Here is a 21,762-nt window from a genome sequence, read left to right as displayed (position 1 = left end):
CGCCATGGGACGCTACGTCGTCCGGCGGCTGCTCCAGATGATCCCGGTCTTCATCGGGGCCACGCTGCTGATCTTCCTGATGGTCAACGTGATGGGCGACCCCGTCGCGGGCCTGTGCGGGGACCGGGAGTGCGACCCGGCGACGGCCGCGCAGCTGCGGCACGAGTTCGGTCTCGACCAGCCCGTGTGGCAGCAGTACCTGACCTACATGGGCAACGTGTTCACCGGCGACTTCGGCACCGCCTTCAACGGCCAGCCGGTCACCGAGCTGATGGGCACGGCGTTCCCGGTCACCATCCGGCTCACCCTCATCGCCATCCTCTTCGAGATCGTCGTAGGCATCGTCCTCGGCGTCGTCACGGGCCTGCGCCGCGGCCGCCCCGTCGACACCGGCGTCCTGCTGCTCACCCTCGTCGTCATCTCCGTCCCCACCTTCGTCACCGGCCTCCTCCTCCAGCTCCTGCTCGGCGTCAAGTGGGGCTGGATCGACCCGGCGGTCTCCTCCGAGGCCCCCTTCGGCGAGCTGATCGTCCCCGGCCTGGTCCTCGCCTCGGTCTCCCTGGCGTACGTCACCCGGCTGACCCGCACCTCCATCGCGGAGAACCGGAGCTCCGACTACGTCCGCACCGCCATCGCCAAGGGCCTGCCCCGCCGCCGGGTCATCACCCGGCACCTGCTGCGCAACTCCCTGATCCCCGTCGTCACCTTCATCGGCACGGACATCGGCGCCCTGATGGGCGGCGCCATCGTCACCGAGCGGATCTTCAACATCCACGGCGTCGGCTACCAGCTCTACCAGGGCATCCTCCGGCAGAACACGCAGACCGTCGTCGGCTTCGTCACCGTCCTGGTCCTCGTCTTCCTCGTCGCCAACCTCGTCGTCGACCTCCTGTACGCCGTACTCGACCCGAGGATCCGCTATGCCTGAGCAGCAGCCGTACGAGCCGGAGCGCGCGATCGCCGGCACCGGCATGGGCGGGCAGATGGACCTCGGCGCGAGCGAGGCGGTCACCCTGGAGAAGACTCCGGGGGGCCCGGAGGGCGCCGGCCCCCAGGACAAACCCCGCAGCCTCTGGTCCGACGCCTGGCACGACCTGCGCCGCAACCCGGTCTTCATCATCTCGGCCCTGGTGATCCTCTTCCTGATCGTCATCTCCATCTGGCCGTCCCTGATCGCCTCCGGCAACCCGCTCAAGTGCGACCTGGCCAGGGCCCAGGAGGGCTCCCAGCCCGGCCACCCCTTCGGCTTCAACGGCCAGGGCTGCGACGTCTACACCCGCACCGTCTACGGGGCCCGTACGTCGGTGGCGGTCGGCGTCCTCGCCACGCTGGGGGTCGCGGTCCTCGGCAGCGTGCTGGGCGGGCTCGCCGGGTTCTTCGGCGGGGCGGGGGACGCGGTCCTGTCCCGCATCACCGACGTCTTCTTCGCGATCCCGGTCGTCCTCGGCGGCCTGGTCCTGCTCTCCGTCATCACCAGCAACACCGTCTGGCCGGTCATCGGCTTCATCGTGCTGCTCGGCTGGCCGCAGATCTCCCGCATCGCCCGCGGTTCCGTCATCACCGCCAAGCAGAACGACTACGTCCAGGCCGCCCGCGCCCTGGGCGCCTCCAACTCCCGGCTCCTGCTGCGCCACATCGCGCCCAACGCGGTCGCGCCGGTCATCGTCGTGGCGACCATCGCGCTCGGCACCTACATCTCCCTGGAGGCGACCCTGTCCTTCCTCGGCGTCGGCCTCAAGCCGCCCAGCGTCTCCTGGGGCATCGACATCTCCGCCGCCGCCCCCTACGTCCGCAACGCCCCGCACGCCCTGCTGTGGCCCTCCGGAGCCCTCGCGGTCACCGTCCTCGCGTTCATCATGCTCGGCGACGCGGTGCGCGACGCCCTCGACCCGAAGCTGAGGTGAGCCGCCGCATGCTGCTGGAAGTGCGCGACCTGCACGTGGAGTTCCACACCCGGGACGGCGTCGCCAAGGCCGTCAACGGAGTCAGCTACGGCGTCGACGCGGGCGAGACCCTGGCCGTCCTCGGCGAGTCCGGCTCCGGCAAGTCCGTCACCGCCCAGACGGTCATGGGCATCCTCGACATGCCCCCGGGCCGGATCACCGCAGGCGAGGTCCTCTTCGAGGGCCGTGACCTGCTGAAGCTGAAGGAGGAGGAACGCCGGAAGGTCCGCGGCGCCGAGATGGCGATGATCTTCCAGGACGCGCTGTCGTCGCTGAACCCCGTCCTCACCGTCGGCGCCCAGCTCGCCGAGATGTTCACCGTGCACCGCGGCATGTCGCGCAAGGGCGCCCACGCCAAGGCCGTCGAGCTGATGGACCGCGTACGCATCCCGGCCGCCAAGGAGCGGGTGCGGCAGTACCCGCACCAGTTCTCCGGCGGCATGCGCCAGCGCATCATGATCGCGATGGCGATGGCCCTGGAGCCGAAGCTGATCATCGCCGACGAGCCGACCACCGCCCTCGACGTCACCGTCCAGGCCCAGGTCATGGACCTGCTCGCGGAACTCCAGCGCGAGCTGCACATGGGCCTGATCCTCATCACCCACGACCTGGGCGTGGTCGCCGACGTGGCCGACAAGATCGCCGTCATGTACGCGGGCCGGATCGTGGAGACGGCGCCGGTCCACGACATCTACAAGGCGCCCGCCCACCCCTACACCCGCGGCCTGCTCGAGTCGATCCCGCGCCTGGACCAGAAGGGCCAGGAGCTCTACGCCATCAGGGGCCTGCCGCCCAACCTCACCCGCATCCCGCCCGGCTGCGCCTTCCACCCCCGCTGCCCGATGGCCCAGGACGTCTGCCGCACCGACGTGCCGCCGCTGTACGACGTGACGGAGTCCGCCGCGGAGCGGGGCAGCGCCTGCCACTTCTGGAGGGAGTGCCTGCATGACTGAGCCGATCCTCGAAGTCCGCGGTCTCGTCAAGCACTACCCGCTCACCACCGGCATCCTCTTCAAGAAGCAGGTCGGCGCGGTCAAGGCGGTCGACGGTGTCGACTTCCACCTCGACCGCGGCGAGACCCTGGGCATCGTCGGCGAGTCCGGCTGCGGCAAGTCCACGGTCGCCAAGATGCTGGTCAACCTGGAGAGGCCGACGGCCGGCGAGATCCGCTACAAGGGCGAGGACATCACCAGGCTGTCGGGCAAGGCCCTCAAGTCCGTACGCCGCAACATCCAGATGGTCTTCCAGGACCCCTACACCTCCCTCAACCCCCGCATGACCGTGGGCGACATCATCGGGGAGGCGTACGACATCCACCCGGAGGTGGCGCCGAAGGGCGACCGGCGGGGGCGGGTGCAGCACCTGCTGGACGTCGTCGGTCTCAACCCCGAGTACATCAACCGCTACCCCCACCAGTTCTCCGGCGGCCAGCGCCAGCGCATCGGCATCGCGCGGGGACTGGCGCTGCGCCCGGAGATCATCGTCGCGGACGAGCCGGTCTCCGCCCTCGACGTGTCCGTCCAGGCGCAGGTGATCAACCTGATGGGCCGGCTCCAGGACGAGTTCGACCTGTCCTACATCTTCATCGCCCACGACCTGTCCATCGTCCGGCACATCTCGGACCGGGTCGGCGTGATGTACCTCGGCCGGATCGTGGAGACCGGCCGCGACGCCGAGATCTACGACCACCCCACGCACCCCTACACCCAGGCGCTGCTGTCCGCCGTGCCGGTGCCCGACCCGGAGGCCCGGGAGCACCGCGAGCGCATCATCCTGGCCGGCGACGTGCCGTCCCCGACCAACATCCCGTCCGGCTGCCGCTTCCGCACCCGCTGCTGGAAGGCACGGGAGCGCTGCGCCCTGGAGGTGCCGGCGCTCGCCGTCCCCGCCGAGTTCCGGCACGCCACCGGCCCCGCGGTCCACGACTCGGCCTGCCACTTCGCCGAGGAGAGGCAGGTGGTGCCCCATGAGACGGAGGGAGACGGTGGTGGGCACGGCAGCGGGCCGGGGTGACATGGCGCTCCCCGGCCCGCTTACGGCACCCGCACGGCCGTACGCTGATCAGCGTCGCGCGTCCGTATATCGGTGCCGCTTCGGCGAAGTTGCCTGCGTGTTAAAGCGGTTGGTGTCTTCGTGTGGCGCTACGCCAGTGACCGCTTGAGGAAGTCGACCTGGAGCAGCAGCAGGTTCTCGGCGACCGACTCCTGCGGGGTCATGTGCGTGACGCCGGACAGCGGGAGCACCTCGTGCGGGCGGCCCGCGGCCAGCAGGGCCGAGGACAGCCGCAGGGAGTGGGCGACCACCACGTTGTCGTCCGCGAGACCGTGGATGATCATCATGGGGCGCCGCGGCTCGGCGGCGTCGACCAGGCCCGCGTCGTCGATCACCGAGTTGCGGCGGTAGACCTCCGGTTGCTCGCCCGGGTGGCCGAGGTAGCGCTCCTCGTAGTGGGTGTCGTACAGCCGCAGGTCGGTGACCGGGGCGCCCACGACGGCGGCGTGGAAGACGTCCGGGCGGCGCAGGGCCGCCAGGGCGGCCAGATAGCCCCCGAAGGACCAGCCACGGATGGCGACGCGGTTCAGGTCGAGCGGGAAGTCCGCGGCGAGGGCCTGGAGCGCGTCCACCTGGTCCTGGAGCACGACCGCGGCCACGTCGTCCTTGATGGCCTTCTCCCAGGCGGGGGAGCGCCCCGGAGTGCCCCGCCCGTCGGCGACGACGACCGCGAAGCCCTGGTCGGCGAACCACTGCGACGTGAGGTGGGCGTTGTGCGCGGCCACCACGCGCTGACCGTGCGGGCCACCGTACGGGTCCAGGAGTACGGGGAGGGGGGTGTCACCGTGGTAGTCCCTTGGCATAAGCACGGCGCACGGGACACGGCGTGCGCCCCCTTGAGTGAGTGTCACGCGCGGGGACAAACCGGGATCTTCGGCGTAAGAGGCGACGGTCGCCATCGGCTTCCCGTCCCGCAGAACCCGCACCCGGGTCCCCGGCCGGTCGAGCGTCGCGGAGACGAGAACGGTCACGCCTCCGGCGCGCACCGCCGAGTGCACGCCGGGCTCCTGCGAGACGCGCTCCATGCCGAGTTCGTTCACCCGGTACACATGCACTTCGCCCGTCTCCGGCTCGGCCGCCTCCTCACCGGCCGACGCGGAAACCAGCACGTCGTCGTCGGAGACGTCCAGCACCGCCCGCAGGTGCAGCTGGGCGCCCGTGAGTGGTCGTTCACCGACCGCCAGCACGCGTGCGCCGCCCTCGTCGGCGATCCGCACGAGCTGCCCGGAGGGGCTCCAGCAGGGCACGCCGGGGAAGAGTTCCAGCCAAACTGGATCTTCGTCGGCGTGCACCATCCGGGTCGCCCCGGACTCGGTGTCCACGGCCAGGAACAACTGGCTGCGCTGGTCGCGCGCCTGTACGAGGAGGAGTGGCGCACCCGCCGCTGACCAGTGCACTCGCGCCAGATACGGATACCGCGCCCGGTCCCAGAGGACCTCCGTGCGCCCCCCGTCCAGCCCGATCACGAACAGCCGTACGTCCGCGTTGGCGGTGCCCGCCGCCGGGTACCGCACCTGGTGCGGATCACGCTCGGGATGGGCCGGGTCGGAGATCCACCACCGGCTGACCGGCGTGTCGTCCACGCGTGCCACCAGCAGCCGGTCCGACTCGGGCCCCCACCAGAAGCCCCGGCTGCGTCCCATCTCCTCGGCGGCGACGAACTCGGCCAGCCCGTGGGTGACGCCCTCCGTGTCCGCCACGGCAAGCGCCCTGTCCCCGTCTCCCTCGGCGCCCACGACCCGCAGGGCGCCCCGGGCGACGTAGGCGATGTGCCGGCCGTCGGGGGAGGGGCGCGGGTCGATGACCGGTCCCGGGGTGGGCAGTTCGCGCGCCGTACCGGCCCGCAGCTCGGCCGCGAAAAGCCGCCCTGACAAGGTGAAAGAGGCCAGCTCGACGGCCGCGTCGGTGGCATAGCCGACGATGCCGGCACCGCCCTCGCGGCTGCGCTCACGCCGCGCCCGCTCCTCGGGCGACAGCTGCTCCTCGGCGCCGCCCAGGAGGGCGCGCGGATCGGCGGCGACGCGCTCGCCACCCTCCTCGGTATCGAGGATCCACAGCGCATTGGCCCGGTCCGTGCCGGTGCCGGAGCGCAGGAAGGCGACCCGGGACCCGTCGGGTGCCACGGTGAACGAACGCGGCGCGCCGAGCGTGAACCGCTGGGTGCGGGCGTGCCGTTTGGGGAAGGAGTCGGACTCGGTCGTCATGCCTTGACCATATTGGCCATGCGCCCCCTTGTGCGGCCGTGCGCCGAGAGATGCGCGCGCACGGATAGTTATGATCACTGGCGCATAGTGGGTATCAACCAGGTGCCCGCTGCGTGGATTTATCTGCCCCAAGGTGGGACCGCGTCCGACCGCGTCCGACCCTCCCCATGTCCCTGGGCTTATTGGAGGTGAGCCGCCGTGGCACTCTCGATTTCGGCGGTTGTGCTGCTGGCGATCATCGTCTTCCTGCTGGTCAAGAAGTCAGGGTTGAAGGCGGGGCACGCGGTCGTGTGCATGCTCCTCGGCTTCTACCTGGCTTCCTCGACCGTCGCGCCCACGATCAGTGAGCTGACGACGAACCTCGCGGGGATGATCGGGAGCATCAACTTCTGACGGCCGGTCACCCGAACGTGCCGGACAGGAACGAGGCCCACGCCTCCGGCGCCAGAGCGAGTCGCGGTCCGGCACCGGTGTGCTTGGAGTCGCGGACGTGGACGGCGCCGGGCTCGGTGGCGATCTCGACGCAGGAGTCACCCTCGCTGCTGCTGCTGTAGCTGCTCTTGAACCACGCCAGGTCGGTTTCGCGGATCATGTCTCCCCCAGCAGTCGCTCGATGAACGCGGCCGACTCACGCGGGGTGAAGGCCTGCGCCCGGATGATGCCATACCGGAGTTCAAGGATACGTAGCTGCTTGGGCTCCGACACCGGTCGACCGTAGGCCACCACCGGCGAACGTCCCACCATCGAGCCGTCCTGGAACTTCAGCACCTCGATGCCGCCCGCCAGGCCGGCGTGCTCCTCGCGGTCCATCGGCATCACCTGCAACTCGACGGTCCTCGACTGCCCGACCTCCAGCAGATGCTCCAGCTGGCGGCGCAGGTTCGCCCTCCCGCCCAGAGGGCGCCTGAGTGTCCACTCCTCCAGGACGAAGCTGAGTTCGGGCGCCGGGTCCCGCTCGAAGACGGCCTTGCGGGCGACGCGCGCCGCGATGAACCGCTCGACCTCGTCCTTCGAGTAGGAGGGGCGCCGCATCATCAGCAGCCCGCGCGCGTACTCGGGCGTCTGCAGCAGCCCATGGACGTTCAGCGGGTCGTACAGCTGAAGCTCCACCGCCCGCGCTTCCATCTGTGCCAGATCCCGGACCTTCTTCGGGTACCGGACCTTCTTCACGTCCTCCTTCATCGCCGAGAGGAGCCCACCCGCGTCCAGCAGCCGGTCCGCCGCGTCCAGATAGTCGAGCCGGGGGATCCGCTTCCCGCCCTCGACCTTGTAGACCATGTCCTCGCCGTACCCGACCGCCGTCGCGAACTCGGCGGCCCGCATCCCCGCCGCCTCGCGCCGCAGCTTCAGCTGCCTCCCCACCGTGGCGACCACGGCGAGCGCCCAGTCGTCGTTCGGGTCCACCTCCCACCCGGGCTCGTCCGCCTGCTCCGTCCCGTCCCCGAGCCGTACCGTCGCCTCGTCGTCCACCGACATGTCGCGCCCCTCCGTACTCCCGTGCCGCACAGCCACGCCTTACCCGGGGCAACGCCGCCGACCGCCCGGACGGCACTGGACAAGCCCTGGACAGTCATAGGGTGGAGCCCATGACGGAACTCCCCGGCCGGCGTCTGCTGCTGGTGCACGCGCACCCGGACGACGAGTCGATCAACAACGGCGTCACCATGGCCAGGTATGCCGCCGAAGGCGCCCACGTGACGCTGGTGACCTGCACCCTCGGCGAGCGGGGCGAGGTCATCCCGCCCGAGCTCGGGCACCTGACCGGAGCCGCCCTGGGCGGGCACCGCAGGGGCGAGCTGGCGGCGGCGATGCGCGCGCTCGGCGTCGACGACTTCCGGCTGCTCGGCGGGCCGGGACGGTTCGCCGACTCCGGGATGATGGGGCTGCCCGACAACGACGACCCCGGCTGCCTGTGGCAGGCGGACGTCGACCGGGCCGCCGAACTCCTCGTCGAGGTGATCCGCGAGGTGCGTCCCCAGGTGCTCGTCACCTACGACCCCGACGGCGGCTACGGCCACCCCGACCACGTCCAGGCCCACCGCATCGCCATGCGCGCCGCCGAGCTGGCGGCCGAGGCGGGGTGCCCGGTCGACAAGGTCTACTGGAACCGCGTCCCCCGTACCGTCGCCGAGGACGCCTTCGCCCGCCTCCGCGGCGACCTGCCCGGCCTGCCCTTCGAGAAGGCGGCCGGCGTCGAGGACGTACCGGGCGTCGTCGACGACGAGCGGATCACCACCGAGATCCGCGGCGACGGCGGCGCGGACGCCGCCAAGACCGCGGCCATGCGCGCGCACGTCACGCAGATCACCGTCGCCGGGCGGTACTTCGTCCTCTCCAACGAACTGGCCCAGCCGGTCTTCACCACCGAGTACTACGAGCTGGTGCGCGGCGAGCGGTCCGGGGACGGCGACGGCCGCGAGAGCGACCTCTTCGCCGGGATCACCGGGATCGCCGAGAGCCCTGGGATCGCCGAGATCCCTGGGACCGCGGGGATCGAGGCGGCGTCATGAGAGGGCGTACCGAGCCGACGGCCTCCGCCCTGGCCCAGCCACTGCGCGCGCCCTCGCTCGGGCGGGCCGCCCTCTATCCGGGGCTCTTCGTGCTCGGCGCCCTGGTGGGGGTGGCGGGCGCGCTGGTGCAGCCGGGGTGGTTCCCGGGCGGGCTGCTGCTCGCGCTGGCCGCCGAGGCGGGACTCTGCGTCGGAGCGGGCCGGGCCGTGGGCCGCCGGGGCGGGGCCGTCGCGCCCGCCGCGGGCTGGGCGCTCGCCGTGGTCCTGCTCACGACCAGCCGTCCCGAGGGCGACTTCCTCTTCGCGGCCGGCAGCGGCTCGTACCTCTTCCTGCTCGGCGGGATCGCCGTCGCTGTGATGTGTGCCACCCTCGCGCCGGTGCGGCAACCGGATCGCGGCGCCGTCCGACTTGGCAAGTGACGTACTACTTCGCCGCGGTGCGGGCGTGCGAGTCCGGTGTGGGTTTCCCCGGCGGTCACGGGATACGCGCGAGAAGTGGCCAGTATGGTGGTGCGCGCCGCCGAGCCGCCCGCTTTCAGGTGTGCCGGGCGGCGGAGCCAACCGGGAGAACCTGCCTTGAGTCGTGAAACTGACAGTTCGTCCTCCGGGCCCCACGGGCGCGGCGGAGCCGCATACCCGTCGGGGACCCCGCCCTACGGGACACCCACGGCTCCCGACGCCGGTGCGGACGCGGGCCGTTCGGCCTCGCGGCCGGAGGAGCGCAAGACCGAGACGACGCTGACGACCCGAATCCGGATCAACATCCCGGGATCGCGACCCATCCCGCCGGTCGTCATGCGCACGCCCGTCGCGGACACCGGGGGCGCCGCCGGTGACACGGAGACGACGGCCGAGCGGCCCGCACCGGCACCGAGCGCCGCAGAGCCCACGGGCGCCGTCGAGGCCCCGGCCGAGCCGGGGCAGCCCGCCCGGCCGACGGAGGACAAGCCGGCCAGCGACTGGTTCGCGCCGCGCAAGTCCGGCCCGGCCAAGGGCGCTCAGGGGGCCGGCTCCACCAACGGTGCCGGTCTGCCCGGGGGTTCCGGCGCTTCCGGCGCGGCGCCCGGTACGCCGGGCGCGCCCTCCGCAGGCCCCGCGGGTGCCGCGGGACCGGGTGCCGGTGCTTCCGGTGCCGGTGCGCGACCGGGCGGCGGGAGCGGCCGTCCCGGTGGCGTCGTCGGCTCCATGAACGTGCCGGGCGGCTCCCGGCCCGGCGCCACGGGCGGCGCCGGTCTCTCCGGCGCGACGGGCGGACCCGTGGCGCCCGGTCACGGGGGCGGCACCGGCTCCTTCGACGTGACCGAGGCGCTGGCGGCCGGACCGCTGGGCAACGGCAACGGTGCCCGCCCGGGCTCCGGCAACGGCGCCCGCCCGGGCCCCGACGGCGGCGCCGAACCGCGCCGCGACGACCTGCCGTACTTCTCGGAGAACGGGCAGGGCAACCCGGGCGGCCCCCGCAGCGGGTCAAGCGGCCCGAACGGGCAGTCCCCGTACGGCGACACCCAGGGTCCCGCGGGCGCGACGAGCGGCCCGGTCACCGGGGACAGCCGGCTGACGCCGCCCCCGGTCGGCGACCTCGGCGACCTGGGCCGGCCCAGGACGCCCGGCGGCCCCGGCGCGCCCAGCGGACAGCGCGGGCCCGCACCGAACGGCCTGGACGGTCCGGGCGGTCCCGGGGGACCCGGTGGTCAGGGCGGTCCTGGCGGGGCCGGTGGCCCTGGCGGTCCCGGTAGTCCCGGTAGTCCCGGTGGCCCTGGCGGTCCCGGTAGTCCCGGTAGTCCCGGTAGTCCCGGTAGTCCCGGTAGTCCCGGTAGTCCCGGTAGTCCCGGTAGTCCTGGCGGCCCGGGTCGTCCCGTCGGCCCGGGCAGGTCGCAGGGCCCCGGCCCCGGCCCCGGCGCCGACGCCGCCCGTCTCGGCCCCGGCGGCGGGCTCAGCGACGACACCGCGATCCTCACCCCGCAGAAGCCGGCCCCCGGGCCGGGCACTTCCGGCTACGGCAACCCGGACAACGTCTCCGGAAACACCGTCACCAGCGGCATCCCCGTCGTGCCGACCGACCGGAACGCCCCCTTTCAGGGCGCGTCCGCCGACGGACCGCTGCCGCACACGCCCCCGAAGCTGCCCGAGCCGGTCTCCGCACCCCCGGCGAGCCCCGCCAAGCCGGCCAAGAAGAAGGGCCGCAGGAAGCTCCCGCTGCTCGTCGGCGGCCTGGTCTTCGTCGCCGGTGTCACCTACGGCGCCGGCCTGCTCATGAACCGTTCGGACGTGCCGAAGGGCACCACCGTGCTCGGCGTCGACATCGGCGGCACGCGCGACGACGCCGTCGAGAAGCTGGACGACGTCCTCTCCGCCCGCGCGAGCAAGCCGCTCAAGCTCACGGTCGGCGGCGAGACGGTCTCCCTCAAGCCGGACCAGGCGGGGCTCCAGCTCGACACGCAGGCCACGGCCAGCGCGGCGGCGAAGAGCGACTACAACCCGATGTCCGTGTTCGGCTCCCTCCTCGGCCGGCAGCGTGTCGTCGACCCGGTCATGCCCGTCGACGAGGAGAAGCTGCACGCGGCCCTGGAGGACGCCGCCGGCGGGGCCGGATCGGTGACCGAGGGCACCGTCGAGTTCGAGTCCGGCAAGGCCGTTCCCGTGTACGGCAAGGCCGGCAAGGGCATCGACGTCGCCAAGTCGACCGAGGCCGTGCAGGAGGCGTACCGCGCCCAGGTGGAGACGGGCACCGCCACCCCGGTGAACGTGCCGACGACCACCCAGCAGCCCACGGTCCCCAAGGCCGAGGTCGACCGGATCATGAAGGAGTTCGCCGAGCCGGCGATGTCGGCGAAGGTGACCGTGCGGACCGACGCCGCGCACTCCATCCTGATGAGCCCGGAGAAGTCGCTGTGGAAGTTCCTCCGGGTGACGGCCGTCAACGGCAAACTCGTCGACAAGCCCGACCTCAACGCCCTGAAGGAACTGTACGGCGGCACGTTCGACGGCGTGCTCATCACCCGCGCCAACGGTGAGAAGACGCCCGTCACCCCCGAGGACGTCTACGGCGCCCTGCGCCAGGCCCTGAAGAGCGAGACGGACCGCGTGGCGGTCATCGAGACCGACCCCAGCTGACGACGCCGCTCCACGAGGGGCCGCCCGGCACTCGCCGGGCGGCCCCTCGCGTCCTCAGTTGAGCATGGCCCGAGCCGCCCGCGCCTCCCCCCGGACCTGCTCCGCGACCGCCTCGTCCACCGCGCCCACAACCTTCGCGTAGGCCTCCAGCTCCCCGGCTCCCGCAGAGAACTCCCCCCGCTGCACGAGCAACCGAGCCCGCTCGTACCGCAGCCGCGCCGCGTGCGCGGGCAGCAGCAACGCCAGCTCGATCGCCCACAGCCCGACATCCGACCGTTCCGGCCGGGCCGCCGCCCACGCCCGGATGTTGTTCAGGATGCGCGACACCACCTGCAACGGCGCCGCGGGCTCCAGCATCGACGGACGCAGGGCGGCCCCCGTCACCCCCGCCACCAGCACCTCCGCGTCGTTCCCGCTGAGCACCCGGCCCCCGTCGAACGGATCGGCGAGCACCCGCCCCTCCTCCGGTCCGGACTCCGCCCCGAACCCGACCACGAAGTGCCCCGGCAACGCGACCCCGTACACCGGCGCCCCCGCCCGCCGGGCCACCTCCAGCCACACCACCGAGAGCATGATCGGCAGCCCGCGCCGGCGCCGCAGCACCTCGTGCAGCAACGACGACTCGAGCCGCTGGTAGTCCGCGGCGACCCCGTGGAACCCGTACCGCTCGCCGAGCAGGTCCCGCAGCGCCGCCGCCCAGGCCGACGGCGAACCCGGCCGGAACGGCAGCTGTCCGGCCAGTCGGTCGAGCTCCATCTGCGCGGCGTCCAGCCCCGCCTCGTCCAGCGCCCCGTCCGCCTCCGCGCCCACCAGCAGGCACAGCGTGGCCAGGTCGGGCCGCTCGGAGCGTGCCTCTTCGGCGAACCGCCGGCGCAGCTCGGCGGAGCGTTCCGGCGACGGGGGATGCGGAGAACGTGGGTGACGCATGGCTTGCTCGTGCCCTTCCACGGCGATCGGTTACCGGTCCGTCCCGGTGTTCGCGGGCTCCCGGTAGTGGTGGTACGCGTGATGCGCGGCGAAGCCCATCCCGGCGTACAGCGCCCGCGCCCCCGCGTTGTCCGTCTCGACCTGGAGCCACGCCGCCGACGCGCCCTCGTCGAGCGCCCGCCGGGCCAGCGCGGCCATCACGGCGGTCGCCAGCCCCCGGCGCCGCTGCGCGGGGTCGACCTCGACGGCCGCGAAGGAGACCCACCGCCCGTCCACGACACACCGCCCGATCGCCGCCGGGGCGGCCGCGTCCGCACCGGGCACCGTCGCGAACCACACGGACGGTCCGCCGGCCAGTACCCGCAGGGCCACCTCGCTCACGCCCTTGCGCTGGTACCGCGCCAGCCACGCCTCGTCCGCCTCCCGGGACAGGACCACGCCGGTCCCCTCCGACAGGTCGGCGACCGGCGCCGGCCCGCCGGTCCACACCTCGGCCGTCACCTCCCGCACCCAGCCCCGGCGCTCCAGCTCCGCGCACAGCGGCTCCTGCGTGCCCTCGGCCCCGGTGGCGGTCTGGACGTACGCGGGCAGACCACGTTCGGCGTACCAGCGTCGTACGGCGGTCAGCGCCTCGTCGAGCGGCAGCCCCGGGTCGCCGAGGGGGAGCACGGAGTTGGCCCGCCGCGTGAACCCGGCGGCCGCCCGCAGCTCCCACTCACCGAGCCGCTCGCTCTCCACCGGCCGCCAGGCCCGTGCGGCGACCCGCGCCAGCTCCTCGTACGACGCGGCGGGGCCGCGCCGCCGCGCCGGCGCCGACGGCACGACCTTGCCCGCGACCAGCGCGGACTCCGGGACACGGACCGACTCGCCACTCTTCCGTGTGATACACAGCACACCGTCGTCCCATGATGTGAGAACGCCCACCGTGTCGGTGAACTTCTCACCCGCGACACCCGGTTCGTTCAAGCGCCGCACGGAGACTCGTTTGCCCACGTCAGCAACGGTGATACGGACCTCGAGGCGTCCTGCGGCAGAGATTTCCACGGGTCGGTTCACCCCTCCTGTTCGGATCATGCCCAAGAACGGAGATACTAGGGGTGGGCATCGACGACGCCGCGCTCCCGCGCGCCAGGCGGCGGAGCCTGAGGAGGCCCGCCAGCGCCCAATCGAGGAGGAACGACAGCGTGACCTACGTCATCGCGCAGCCTTGTGTCGACGTGAAGGACAAGGCGTGCATCGAGGAGTGCCCGGTCGACTGCATCTACGAGGGCCAGCGGTCCTTGTACATCCACCCGGACGAATGCGTCGACTGTGGTGCCTGTGAGCCGGTCTGCCCGGTCGAGGCGATCTTCTACGAGGACGACACTCCGGAGGAGTGGAAGGACTACTACAAGGCGAACGTCGAGTTCTTCGACGAGCTCGGCTCGCCCGGCGGCGCCAGCAAGCTGGGACTGATCGAGCGCGACCACCCCTTCGTCGCCGCGCTGCCGCCGCAGAACCAGTAGGGGCGGCCCGCACCGCGCCGCCTCGGTCCCGTACGGCTGATCGCCCCCGATCGGTGCCGTACGGGACCGAGGCGTTTCGCCGCGGAACGCACAGGCAGCACCGGCCGCACCGAAGAAAGTGAGCCAGCAACCGTGTCCGCAGTCTCCGACCGCCTTCCGGCCTTTCCCTGGGACAGGCTGGAGCCGTACAAGAAGACGGCCGCCGCGCGTCCGGACGGCATTGTCGACCTCTCCGTCGGCACCCCGGTCGACCCGGTCCCCAAGCTGATCCAGAAAGCCCTGATCGACGCGGCGGACTCCCCGGGCTACCCGACCGTCTGGGGCACCCCGGCACTGCGCGACGCGATCACCGGCTGGGCCGAGCGCCGCCTCGGCGCCCGCGACGTCACCCACCGCCACGTCCTGCCCGTCGTCGGTTCCAAGGAACTCGTCGCCTGGCTCCCCACCCAGCTCGGCCTCGGCCCCGGCGACCGGGTGGCGTACCCGCGCCTGGCCTACCCGACGTACGAGGTCGGCGCGCGCCTGGCCCGCGCGGAGTACGAGGCGTACGACGATCCGACGGAGCTGGACCCGGCGGGCCTGAAGCTCCTCTGGCTCAACTCCCCGTCCAACCCCACCGGCAGGGTCCTGTCGAAGGCCGACCTGACCCGCGTCGTGGCCTGGGCCCGTGAGCACGGCGTCCTCGTCGTCTCCGACGAGTGCTACCTGGAGCTGGGCTGGGAGGCCGACCCGGTCTCCGTCCTGCACCCGGACGTCAACGGCGGCTCGTACGACGGCCTGGTGGCCGTCCACTCGCTCTCCAAGCGCTCCAATCTCGCGGGCTACCGCGCGGCCTTCCTGGCGGGCGACCCGGCCGTCCTGGGGCCCCTCCTGGAGATCCGCAAGCACGGCGGCATGATGACGTCCGCGCCGACCCAGGCGGCCGTGGTGGCGGCCCTCGGCGACGACGAGCACGTCCGCGTCCAGCGCGAGCGCTACGCGGCCCGCCGCACGGCCCTGCGCGAGGCGCTCCTCGGCCACGGCTTCCGCATCGAGCACAGCGAGGCCAGCCTCTACCTCTGGGCCACCCGCGACGAGTCCTGCTGGGACACGGTGGCCCACCTGGCCGAGCGCGGCATCCTGGTGGCTCCCGGCGACTTCTACGGCCCGGCCGGCGGAAACTTCGTCCGCGTAGCCCTCACGGCCACGGACGAGCGCGTCCGCGCGGCGGTGGAGCGCCTGACGGCCTGACGGCCTGGTATCGACGTAGGCATGCGGAACGCCGGGGCCCAGGGAGCGATCCCTGGGCCCCGGCGCCGTACGAGCGGGGTGCAGCCGCTGTCAGCCGAGCGGCAGCCCCTGGACCGGCAGCGAACCGGTGGCCGGCAGCCCGCCCTTACCCAGCGCGTCCGTGGGCAGCCCGCCTTCGGTGGCGGTCCCCGTGGTGTCACCGACGATCTCCCCGGCGGAGCCCGCCGCGTCCCCGGCGGTCTTCTGGGCCACCGGAGTGGTCTTCTTGACGACCGAGCCACCGGTCTTGCCCGCGGCCGGCACGGACTTCCTGACGGCCTTGCTGCCGGCGTCGCCCGCGGTCTCGGTGACGTTCTGGGCCGCGGCGTCCACCGTGTTGCCGACGTTCGCCCCGTCCAGGGCGGTCAGTCCCCCGAGGTTCGGGGTGGCCGGCAGTTCGGGAGCCGCGCTGGCGGAGCCGGCCGCACCGACCCCGGCAGCCGCTCCCGCAGCGACGAGCAGCGCGGCACGGGCGATCCGGCGGGTCAGGGGGAGGGACATGATGCTCCTTCGACGGAAGTCAGTGATGAGGAATCCGACCGTGCCCGGCGAGTGATCGACGGGCTCGGACGCAGTGACTACCGCTTGAAGGCCACGAAGGTTGCGGCGACACAAAGTAAAGAGTTGGTAACGTGTCGCATTATCAGGTGCACAGAAAAACGGGCAAAAGGGCGCCGGTCGGAAAGTCTGCCGAATCCTTACAGCCCTTGTTCTTCCTGGGCTCCGGAGGATCCGCGGGTGGTGACCGGAAAACCCGCGCACCGCGTCGACCCGACGCCGGTGCGGGTAACTCCCAGGAGTGACGCCCCGTACGGGCGAGCGCTACCGCGCGGAGGTGATGCGGACGGCGCCCGCGGCCCGTTCGGCGCCGCCGGTGCTGCCCGAATCCGCCGGACGCCACTTGTTGTCGGTGCTTCCCGCGGTCCACTCCCGGCCCGCGTAGGAGACCCGTTCGATGCGCAGCGAGGTGGCGTTGGCCACCGCCCAGTGCGCCAGCTGCCAGCCGCGCTGACCGAGGCGCTCCTGCGCACCCGCGCCGGTCACGGGCAGCGTCACGGTCCGACCGTCGGAGCCGCCCGTGGCGCCCGCGCCGCCCGCGCCGCCCGTGCTCGGTGCGGGCGAGGCCGTGGGCACCGCGGACGCGTCGTCCACGGCCGTTCCGGCCGACTGGAGCACGTCCTGCCCGAAGTCCCGTACGAGCGCCGCGCGGACCGCGTCCGGACCCTGGGCGCGGGCCGCGCCGGGGCGTCCCTCGCAGGTCAGCGTCGCCGCGGACCGTCCGGTCAGCGCGGCGGCGAGCAGCCTGGCATCCGTCTCGTGCTTGGCGTAGGCATCCGGGAAGCCGCTGCGCTGCACGCGCTGGGCGGCGACGGTCAGCGGGAGACGGGTGTAGCCGGGCACCTCGACCAGCCCGTCGTAGAACTTGCCCGCCGAGTAGGCCGGATCCATGATCTCCTTCGGAGTGCCCCAGCCCTGGGAGGGGCGCTGCTGGAACAGACCGAGCGAGTCGCGGTCGCCGTAGTCGATGTTGCGCAGCGCCGACTCCTGCAGCGCGGTCGCCAGCGCGATCGTCACCGCCCGTTCCGGCAGGTCGCGCGCGGTGCCCACGGCGGTGATCGTCGCCGCGTTCACCGCCTGCTCCGGCGTGAACTCGTAGGTCGTCCGGTCGTCCTCGGCCGAGACGACCTCGCAGCCCGGGGCGCCCCCGGTGACGTACTGCACCGTGAGGTACCCGGCGACCGCGAGCAGGACCACGAAGGCCGCGCCGGAACGGAGAAGGCGGCCATGGCGTTTGCGGGATGGCGACGGCTGAAGCACGCGTACAAGGTACTGGAGGGTAGGGAGTGGTGTCCGCCGGGTACGGACAGTGCCCGAAAAGGCGGGGGCGTTAGGGTCGGGGCCATGGCCGATACCCCGCTTGACCTCACGCTGGACGCCGCGGAGCTCACCGCGCGGCTCGTCGACTTCCCCTCCGAGAGCGGCACCGAGGAGCCGCTCGCGGACGCGATCGAGAGCGCCCTGCGCGCCCTGCCGCACCTGTCGGTCGAGCGGTACGGCAACAACGTGGTGGCCCGCACGGACCTGGGCCGGGCGGAGCGCGTGATCCTGGCCGGCCACATCGACACTGTCCCGATCGCCGACAACGTACCGTCCCGGCTCGACGAGGACGGCGTCCTGTGGGGCTGCGGCACCTGCGACATGAAGGCGGGCGTCGCGGTCCAGCTGCGCATCGCGGCGACCGTCCCGGCCCCCAACCGCGACCTGACCTTCGTCTTCTACGACAACGAAGAGGTCGCCGCCGAGCTGAACGGTCTCAAACACGTCGCCGAGGCCCACCCCGAGTGGCTGGAGGGCGACTTCGCGGTGCTCCTCGAACCGTCCGACGGCCAGGTGGAGGGCGGTTGCCAGGGCACGCTGCGGGTGCTGCTGAGGACGACGGGGGAGCGGGCGCACTCCGCGCGCTCCTGGATGGGGTCCAACGCCATCCACGCCGCCGCCCCGATCCTCGCGCGCCTGGCGGCCTACGAGCCCCGCCACCCGGTCATCGACGGCCTGGAGTACCGCGAGGGCCTGAACGCGGTCGGCGTCACGGGCGGGGTCGCGGGCAACGTCATCCCCGACGAGTGCGTGGTCACGGTCAACTTCCGCTACGCCCCGGACCGCAGCCCCGAGGAGGCCCTCGCCCACGTGCGGGAGGTCTTCGCGGACTGCGGGGTGACGGAGTTCGTGGTCGACGACCACAGCGGCGCGGCCCTGCCGGGGCTGTCCCACCCGGCCGCGGCGGCCTTCATCGAAGCGGTGGGCGGCACCCCGCAGCCCAAGTACGGCTGGACGGACGTGTCGCGCTTCTCGGCGCTGGGCGTCCCCGCGGTCAACTACGGCCCGGGCAACCCGCACTTGGCGCACAAGCGGGACGAGCGGGTCGAGACGGCGAAGATCCTCGCGGGGGAGGAGCGCCTGCGGTCCTGGCTGACGGCGTGATCCACGCCGGGTTTACGCCGCTGTGTGACGGACATGCTCAGGTCCCTCGTACGTAACCCGCGTAGATCTACGCTGAGGTGGAAGAACCTGCAACTGGAGGGAGCGCGCATGGCTACCGGCAACCCCGAGGGCAAGAAGCGGCCACCGGAGGAGCAGCGCCTGGGCCCTGTCCTCCGGCGGCGGGGTCAGGTCCAGAAGAGCACCACGGACCAGCGCCTGCTGGACGAGCGTGCCCCGACCGACTGGGTCCACACCGACCCCTGGCGCGTCCTGCGCATCCAGTCGGAGTTCATCGAGGGCTTCGGCACGCTCGCCGAACTGCCGCCCGCGATCAGCGTCTTCGGCTCCGCCCGTACGGCGGTGGACTCACCGGAGTACGAGGCGGGCGTGCGCCTGGGCCGCGGCCTGGTGGAGGCCGGCTTCGCGGTCATCACCGGCGGCGGGCCCGGCGCCATGGAGGCGGCCAACAAGGGCGCCCTGGAGGCGAAGGGCACGTCGGTCGGCCTCGGCATTGAGCTGCCCTTCGAGCAGGGGCTCAACCCGTACGTCGACATCGGCCTGAACTTCCGGTACTTCTTCGTCCGCAAGATGATGTTCGTGAAGTACGCGCAGGGCTTCGTGGTCCTGCCCGGCGGTCTCGGCACCCTCGACGAACTCTTCGAGGCCCTCACCCTGGTGCAGACCCAGAAGGTGACCCGCTTCCCCATCGTCCTGTTCGGCTCCGAGTACTGGGGCGGCCTGATCGACTGGCTCCGCGGCACCCTGGTCGCCCAGGGCAAGGCCGCGGAGAAGGACCTCCTGCTCTTCCACGTCACGGACGACGTGGACGAGGCGGTCGCCCTGGTCTCCAAGGAGGCGGGGCGGTAGGCACGGACCGGGAGCGCCGGGGGCGACGCCCCCTGGCGCCCGAGCCGGTGTCTGGGCGCGCCGTTCGGATCTTGCCGTGCTCGCGGGGCCCGGCACGCGCTCCCCGACTGCCTGAAGGGCGTGGGAGGTGCCCCCAGCGGCGTTGTCGTCGGTTGCCAGGGTTCCCGCCCTGTCGCCCTCCTCCGCCTCGCGGCCGCACGCACCACGCCCCGCCCGGGCCGGTCGCAGGGCACCGTCGCCCGGAGCCGGCCCGACCCGAACAACACCCCCTAGCTAGGCCAGTCCCCGCCTGGCGACGGCGGGCTCCCGGTGTCCCGCGATGGTCGCGACCATGTCCAGCACCTGCCGCGTCTCCGCCACCTCGTGCACCCGGTACACCCGCGCCCCCAGCCACGCCGACACCGCCGTCGTCGCCAGCGTCCCCAGCACCCGCTCCTTCACGGGCCGGTCCAGCGTCTCCCCGACGAAGTCCTTGTTGGACAGGGACACCAGCACCGGCCACCCCGTGTCCACCATCTCCCCGAGCCGCCGCGTCGCCTCCAGGCTGTGCCGCGTGTTCTTCCCGAAGTCGTGGCCGGGATCGATCAGCACCGACTCCCGCGGCACCCCCAGCGCCACCGCCCGCTCGGCCAGCCCCAGCGTCACCTTCAGGATGTCGGCCATGACGTCGTCGTACGTCACCCGGTGCGGCCGGGTCCGCGGCTGGGCGCCGCCGGCGTGTGTGCACACCAGCCCCACCCCGTACCGCGCGGCGACCTCCGCGAGCTTCGGGTCGACGCCGCCCCACGCGTCGTTCAGCACGTCGGCCCCCGCCTCGCACACGGCCTCGCCGACCTCGTGCCGCCAGGTGTCCACACTGATCACGACGTCCGGGAACCGCCGCCGCACCTCCGCGACGAACCCCACCGTCCGCCGCGCCTCCTCCTCGGCCGACACCTCGTCCCCGGGCCCGGCCTTCACTCCGCCGATGTCGATGATCGCGGCGCCCTCGGCCACCGCCCGCTCCACCCGCGCGAGGGCGGGCTCGTCGCGGAAGGTCGCCCCCTGGTCGTAGAAGGAGTCCGGGGTCCGGTTCACGATCGCCATGATCACCGGCTCGTGCGCCGCGAATTCACGCCTGCCCAGCCTGAGCATCCCCTGTGACATCTCTCGTCCACACCGTTCTCGCGTTCCGCCTGATCGACCTCGGGGCGGCCTTCGACCGCCTGCGGCCCCGACTGTCAGACTCGCATGGCACGATCGGACCCGACACAACCGACTCCGGCTCGGAACCTGGTTCCGACTCCGATCCAAGCAGCCACGCGATCCGTCGGATCCTCGAACCCACGCGATCGCCGCGCTCGACCCGGCCATGGGGGCCTCAGCGATGGTCATGTTCCTCTTCCTAGTCGTCGCGCTGGCCGTCGTGGTCGCCGCGGTGACGCTCGCCGTGGTGAGCGGCGGCGACAGCGGGCCGCTGCCCGACGCCGCCCCCGAGCGTCTGCGGGACTCCCTGCCCCCGGACCGCCCGGTGGGCCGCACGGACGTGGAACGCCTCCGCTTCCCGCTCGCCGCCCGCGGCTACCGCATGGCGGACGTCGACGACGCCCTCGGCCGCCTTGGCGCCGAGCTGGCCGAGCGCGACGCCCGCATCTCCGACCTGGAGTCGGCCCTGGCCGGCGCCCGGGCCGCCGTCGCCCACCAGCACGTCTCCATGGAGAAGCCGGCCCAGGAGGAGCAGCAGTGAGCGCCGGAGAGGCCGTCGCCGGGCCGGACGGCGTGCCGCGCTGTCCCTGGGCCCTGTCCACCGCGGACTACGTGACGTACCACGACGAGGAATGGGGCCGCCCGGTCCACGGCGACGACGCCCTGTACGAACGCCTCAGCCTGGAGGCGTTCCAGTCCGGCCTGTCCTGGATCACCATCCTGCGCCGCCGCCCCGGCTTCCGCGCCGCCTTCGCCGGCTTCGAGATCGCCGAGGTGGCGGCCTTCACCGACGAGGACCGCGAACGCCTCCTCGCCGACTCGGGCATCATCCGCAACCGAGCCAAGATCGACGCGACCCTCGCCAACGCCCGCGTGCTGGCCGAGTGGGGCCCCGGTGAGCTGGACGAGCTGATCTGGTCGCACGCCCCCGACCCGGACGGGCGCCCGGTGCCGAAGACCCTCGCCGACGTCCCGGCCGTCACACCGGAGTCCACGGCGCTGTCCAAGGCCCTGAAGAAGCGGGGCCTGCGCTTCGTCGGGCCGACGACGGCCTACGCGCTGATGCAGGCGTGCGGACTGGTCGACGACCACCTGGAGTCATGCGTGGTGCGGGAGAGCCTGTCCGGCAGCCCTTCCGGGGCAGTCTGAGGACGAGGCCCTCCAGGCCGGAGCGGGGGCCGCGGGCGGCCGCCCCCGGGGACGGCCAC

The 21,762-nt window shown here is 72.6% G+C and carries 22 protein-coding genes; 14 read left to right on the top strand and 8 right to left on the bottom strand.

All coding sequences use genetic code 11. The annotated features are described in order from the left end of the window. The first annotated feature begins 4 nt into the window (after positions 1-4). Genes ACIQ1J_RS21090 through ACIQ1J_RS21075 form a run of 4 tightly spaced genes read left to right on the top strand, consistent with a single transcriptional unit; the run spans position 5 to position 3,956 of the window. Positions 5-928 (top strand): ABC transporter permease, encoded by a 924-nt coding sequence (locus tag ACIQ1J_RS21090; RefSeq protein WP_403558637.1) that lies wholly within the window; start codon positions 5-7, stop codon positions 926-928. Then, the gene (locus tag ACIQ1J_RS21085) at positions 921-1,904 is read left to right on the top strand and encodes an ABC transporter permease (RefSeq protein ID WP_403558635.1); all 984 of its coding nucleotides are present in this window, start codon (positions 921-923) and stop codon (positions 1,902-1,904) included. Before ACIQ1J_RS21090 ends, ACIQ1J_RS21085 begins: the two co-directional genes overlap by 8 nt. Before the next feature lie 8 nt (positions 1,905-1,912). Further along, positions 1,913-2,896, top strand: coding sequence for an ABC transporter ATP-binding protein (locus ACIQ1J_RS21080; RefSeq protein ID WP_403558633.1), 984 nt, complete (start codon positions 1,913-1,915; stop codon positions 2,894-2,896). Next, on the top strand, positions 2,889-3,956 hold the full coding sequence (locus tag ACIQ1J_RS21075; RefSeq protein WP_403558631.1) for an ABC transporter ATP-binding protein: 1,068 nt from the start codon (positions 2,889-2,891) through the stop codon (positions 3,954-3,956). The genes ACIQ1J_RS21080 and ACIQ1J_RS21075 overlap by 8 nt, the downstream gene beginning before the upstream one ends. A 128-nt stretch (positions 3,957-4,084) precedes the next feature. Here ACIQ1J_RS21075 and ACIQ1J_RS21070 read toward each other — a convergent pair whose 3' ends face one another. Next, positions 4,085-6,199: a prolyl oligopeptidase family serine peptidase gene (locus tag ACIQ1J_RS21070; RefSeq protein WP_403558629.1), complete on the bottom strand. Its 2,115-nt coding sequence runs from the start codon at positions 6,197-6,199 to the stop codon at positions 4,085-4,087. A gap of 198 nt (positions 6,200-6,397) precedes the next feature. Here ACIQ1J_RS21070 and ACIQ1J_RS21065 point away from each other — a divergent pair, with 198 nt between their 5' ends. Further along, positions 6,398-6,592 (top strand): hypothetical protein, encoded by a 195-nt coding sequence (locus ACIQ1J_RS21065; RefSeq protein ID WP_121749054.1) that lies wholly within the window; start codon positions 6,398-6,400, stop codon positions 6,590-6,592. Between the two features lie 7 nt (positions 6,593-6,599). Here ACIQ1J_RS21065 and ACIQ1J_RS21060 read toward each other — a convergent pair whose 3' ends face one another. Both ACIQ1J_RS21060 and ACIQ1J_RS21055 read right to left on the bottom strand, forming a co-directional pair. After that, positions 6,600-6,791: a DUF397 domain-containing protein gene (locus ACIQ1J_RS21060; RefSeq protein WP_403558627.1), complete on the bottom strand. Its 192-nt coding sequence runs from the start codon at positions 6,789-6,791 to the stop codon at positions 6,600-6,602. After that, positions 6,788-7,675, bottom strand: coding sequence for a helix-turn-helix domain-containing protein (locus ACIQ1J_RS21055; protein ID WP_403558625.1), 888 nt, complete (start codon positions 7,673-7,675; stop codon positions 6,788-6,790). Before ACIQ1J_RS21055 ends, ACIQ1J_RS21060 begins: the two co-directional genes overlap by 4 nt. Before the next feature lie 110 nt (positions 7,676-7,785). Here ACIQ1J_RS21055 and mshB point away from each other — a divergent pair, with 110 nt between their 5' ends. The 3 genes from mshB (at position 7,786) to ACIQ1J_RS21040 (ending at position 11,819) form a co-directional block, all read left to right on the top strand. After that, positions 7,786-8,709 carry an N-acetyl-1-D-myo-inositol-2-amino-2-deoxy-alpha-D-glucopyranoside deacetylase gene (mshB, locus tag ACIQ1J_RS21050; protein ID WP_403558623.1) on the top strand — a complete coding sequence of 308 codons (924 nt, stop codon included), beginning with the start codon at positions 7,786-7,788 and terminating at the stop codon, positions 8,707-8,709. Beyond that, complete coding sequence (locus ACIQ1J_RS21045) at positions 8,706-9,128, top strand: DUF6113 family protein (protein WP_403558621.1); 423 nt, start codon at positions 8,706-8,708, stop codon at positions 9,126-9,128. Before mshB ends, ACIQ1J_RS21045 begins: the two co-directional genes overlap by 4 nt. A 156-nt stretch (positions 9,129-9,284) precedes the next feature. Then, positions 9,285-11,819, top strand: a complete 2,535-nt coding sequence (locus ACIQ1J_RS21040) for a hypothetical protein (protein ID WP_403558619.1) — start codon at positions 9,285-9,287, stop codon at positions 11,817-11,819. A 54-nt stretch (positions 11,820-11,873) separates the two neighbouring features. Here ACIQ1J_RS21040 and ACIQ1J_RS21035 read toward each other — a convergent pair whose 3' ends face one another. After that, the gene (locus tag ACIQ1J_RS21035) at positions 11,874-12,746 is read right to left on the bottom strand and encodes a transglutaminase-like domain-containing protein (protein ID WP_403558617.1); all 873 of its coding nucleotides are present in this window, start codon (positions 12,744-12,746) and stop codon (positions 11,874-11,876) included. Between the two features lie 30 nt (positions 12,747-12,776). Further along, entirely contained in the window at positions 12,777-13,790 is a 1,014-nt protein-coding gene (locus ACIQ1J_RS21030; protein WP_403558615.1) for a GNAT family N-acetyltransferase, read from the bottom strand. Between the two features lie 140 nt (positions 13,791-13,930). On the opposite strand from ACIQ1J_RS21030, the gene fdxA reads away from it, so the two are divergent. Continuing rightward, positions 13,931-14,251: a ferredoxin gene (fdxA, locus tag ACIQ1J_RS21025; protein ID WP_003973842.1), complete on the top strand. Its 321-nt coding sequence runs from the start codon at positions 13,931-13,933 to the stop codon at positions 14,249-14,251. A 132-nt stretch (positions 14,252-14,383) separates the two neighbouring features. Next, complete coding sequence (locus ACIQ1J_RS21020) at positions 14,384-15,481, top strand: bifunctional succinyldiaminopimelate transaminase/glutamate-prephenate aminotransferase (RefSeq protein ID WP_403558612.1); 1,098 nt, start codon at positions 14,384-14,386, stop codon at positions 15,479-15,481. 90 nt (positions 15,482-15,571) lie between these two features. Here ACIQ1J_RS21020 and ACIQ1J_RS21015 read toward each other — a convergent pair whose 3' ends face one another. After that, complete coding sequence (locus ACIQ1J_RS21015; protein ID WP_403558610.1) at positions 15,572-16,021, bottom strand: ATP-binding protein; 450 nt, start codon at positions 16,019-16,021, stop codon at positions 15,572-15,574. Between the two features lie 321 nt (positions 16,022-16,342). Then, complete coding sequence (locus tag ACIQ1J_RS21010; RefSeq protein ID WP_403558608.1) at positions 16,343-17,338, bottom strand: heavy metal transporter; 996 nt, start codon at positions 17,336-17,338, stop codon at positions 16,343-16,345. An 84-nt stretch (positions 17,339-17,422) separates the two neighbouring features. Here ACIQ1J_RS21010 and dapE point away from each other — a divergent pair, with 84 nt between their 5' ends. Further along, positions 17,423-18,502, top strand: a complete 1,080-nt coding sequence (gene dapE, locus ACIQ1J_RS21005; RefSeq protein WP_403558606.1) for a succinyl-diaminopimelate desuccinylase — start codon at positions 17,423-17,425, stop codon at positions 18,500-18,502. A 108-nt stretch (positions 18,503-18,610) separates the two neighbouring features. Next, a complete protein-coding gene (locus tag ACIQ1J_RS21000; RefSeq protein ID WP_210963751.1) occupies positions 18,611-19,369 on the top strand; it encodes a TIGR00730 family Rossman fold protein in 759 nt (252 codons plus the stop codon). Between the two features lie 273 nt (positions 19,370-19,642). On the opposite strand, the gene folP is transcribed toward ACIQ1J_RS21000, so the two are convergent. Further along, the gene (gene folP / locus ACIQ1J_RS20995) at positions 19,643-20,503 is read right to left on the bottom strand and encodes a dihydropteroate synthase (protein ID WP_210963752.1); all 861 of its coding nucleotides are present in this window, start codon (positions 20,501-20,503) and stop codon (positions 19,643-19,645) included. Between the two features lie 232 nt (positions 20,504-20,735). Here folP and ACIQ1J_RS20990 point away from each other — a divergent pair, with 232 nt between their 5' ends. Together ACIQ1J_RS20990 and ACIQ1J_RS20985 are read left to right on the top strand one after the other, a co-directional pair. After that, positions 20,736-21,095 (top strand): DivIVA domain-containing protein, encoded by a 360-nt coding sequence (locus tag ACIQ1J_RS20990; protein WP_403558834.1) that lies wholly within the window; start codon positions 20,736-20,738, stop codon positions 21,093-21,095. Next, on the top strand, positions 21,092-21,703 hold the full coding sequence (locus tag ACIQ1J_RS20985) for a DNA-3-methyladenine glycosylase I (RefSeq protein WP_403558604.1): 612 nt from the start codon (positions 21,092-21,094) through the stop codon (positions 21,701-21,703). Before ACIQ1J_RS20990 ends, ACIQ1J_RS20985 begins: the two co-directional genes overlap by 4 nt. Positions 21,704-21,762: the final 59 nt, after the last annotated feature.

Origin of the sequence: Streptomyces sp. NPDC097107 (assembly GCF_044762405.1) — a bacterium.
Lineage (GTDB): Bacteria > Actinomycetota > Actinomycetes > Streptomycetales > Streptomycetaceae > Streptomyces > Streptomyces thinghirensis.
This window is presented reverse-complemented; position numbering and strand designations above follow the sequence as displayed.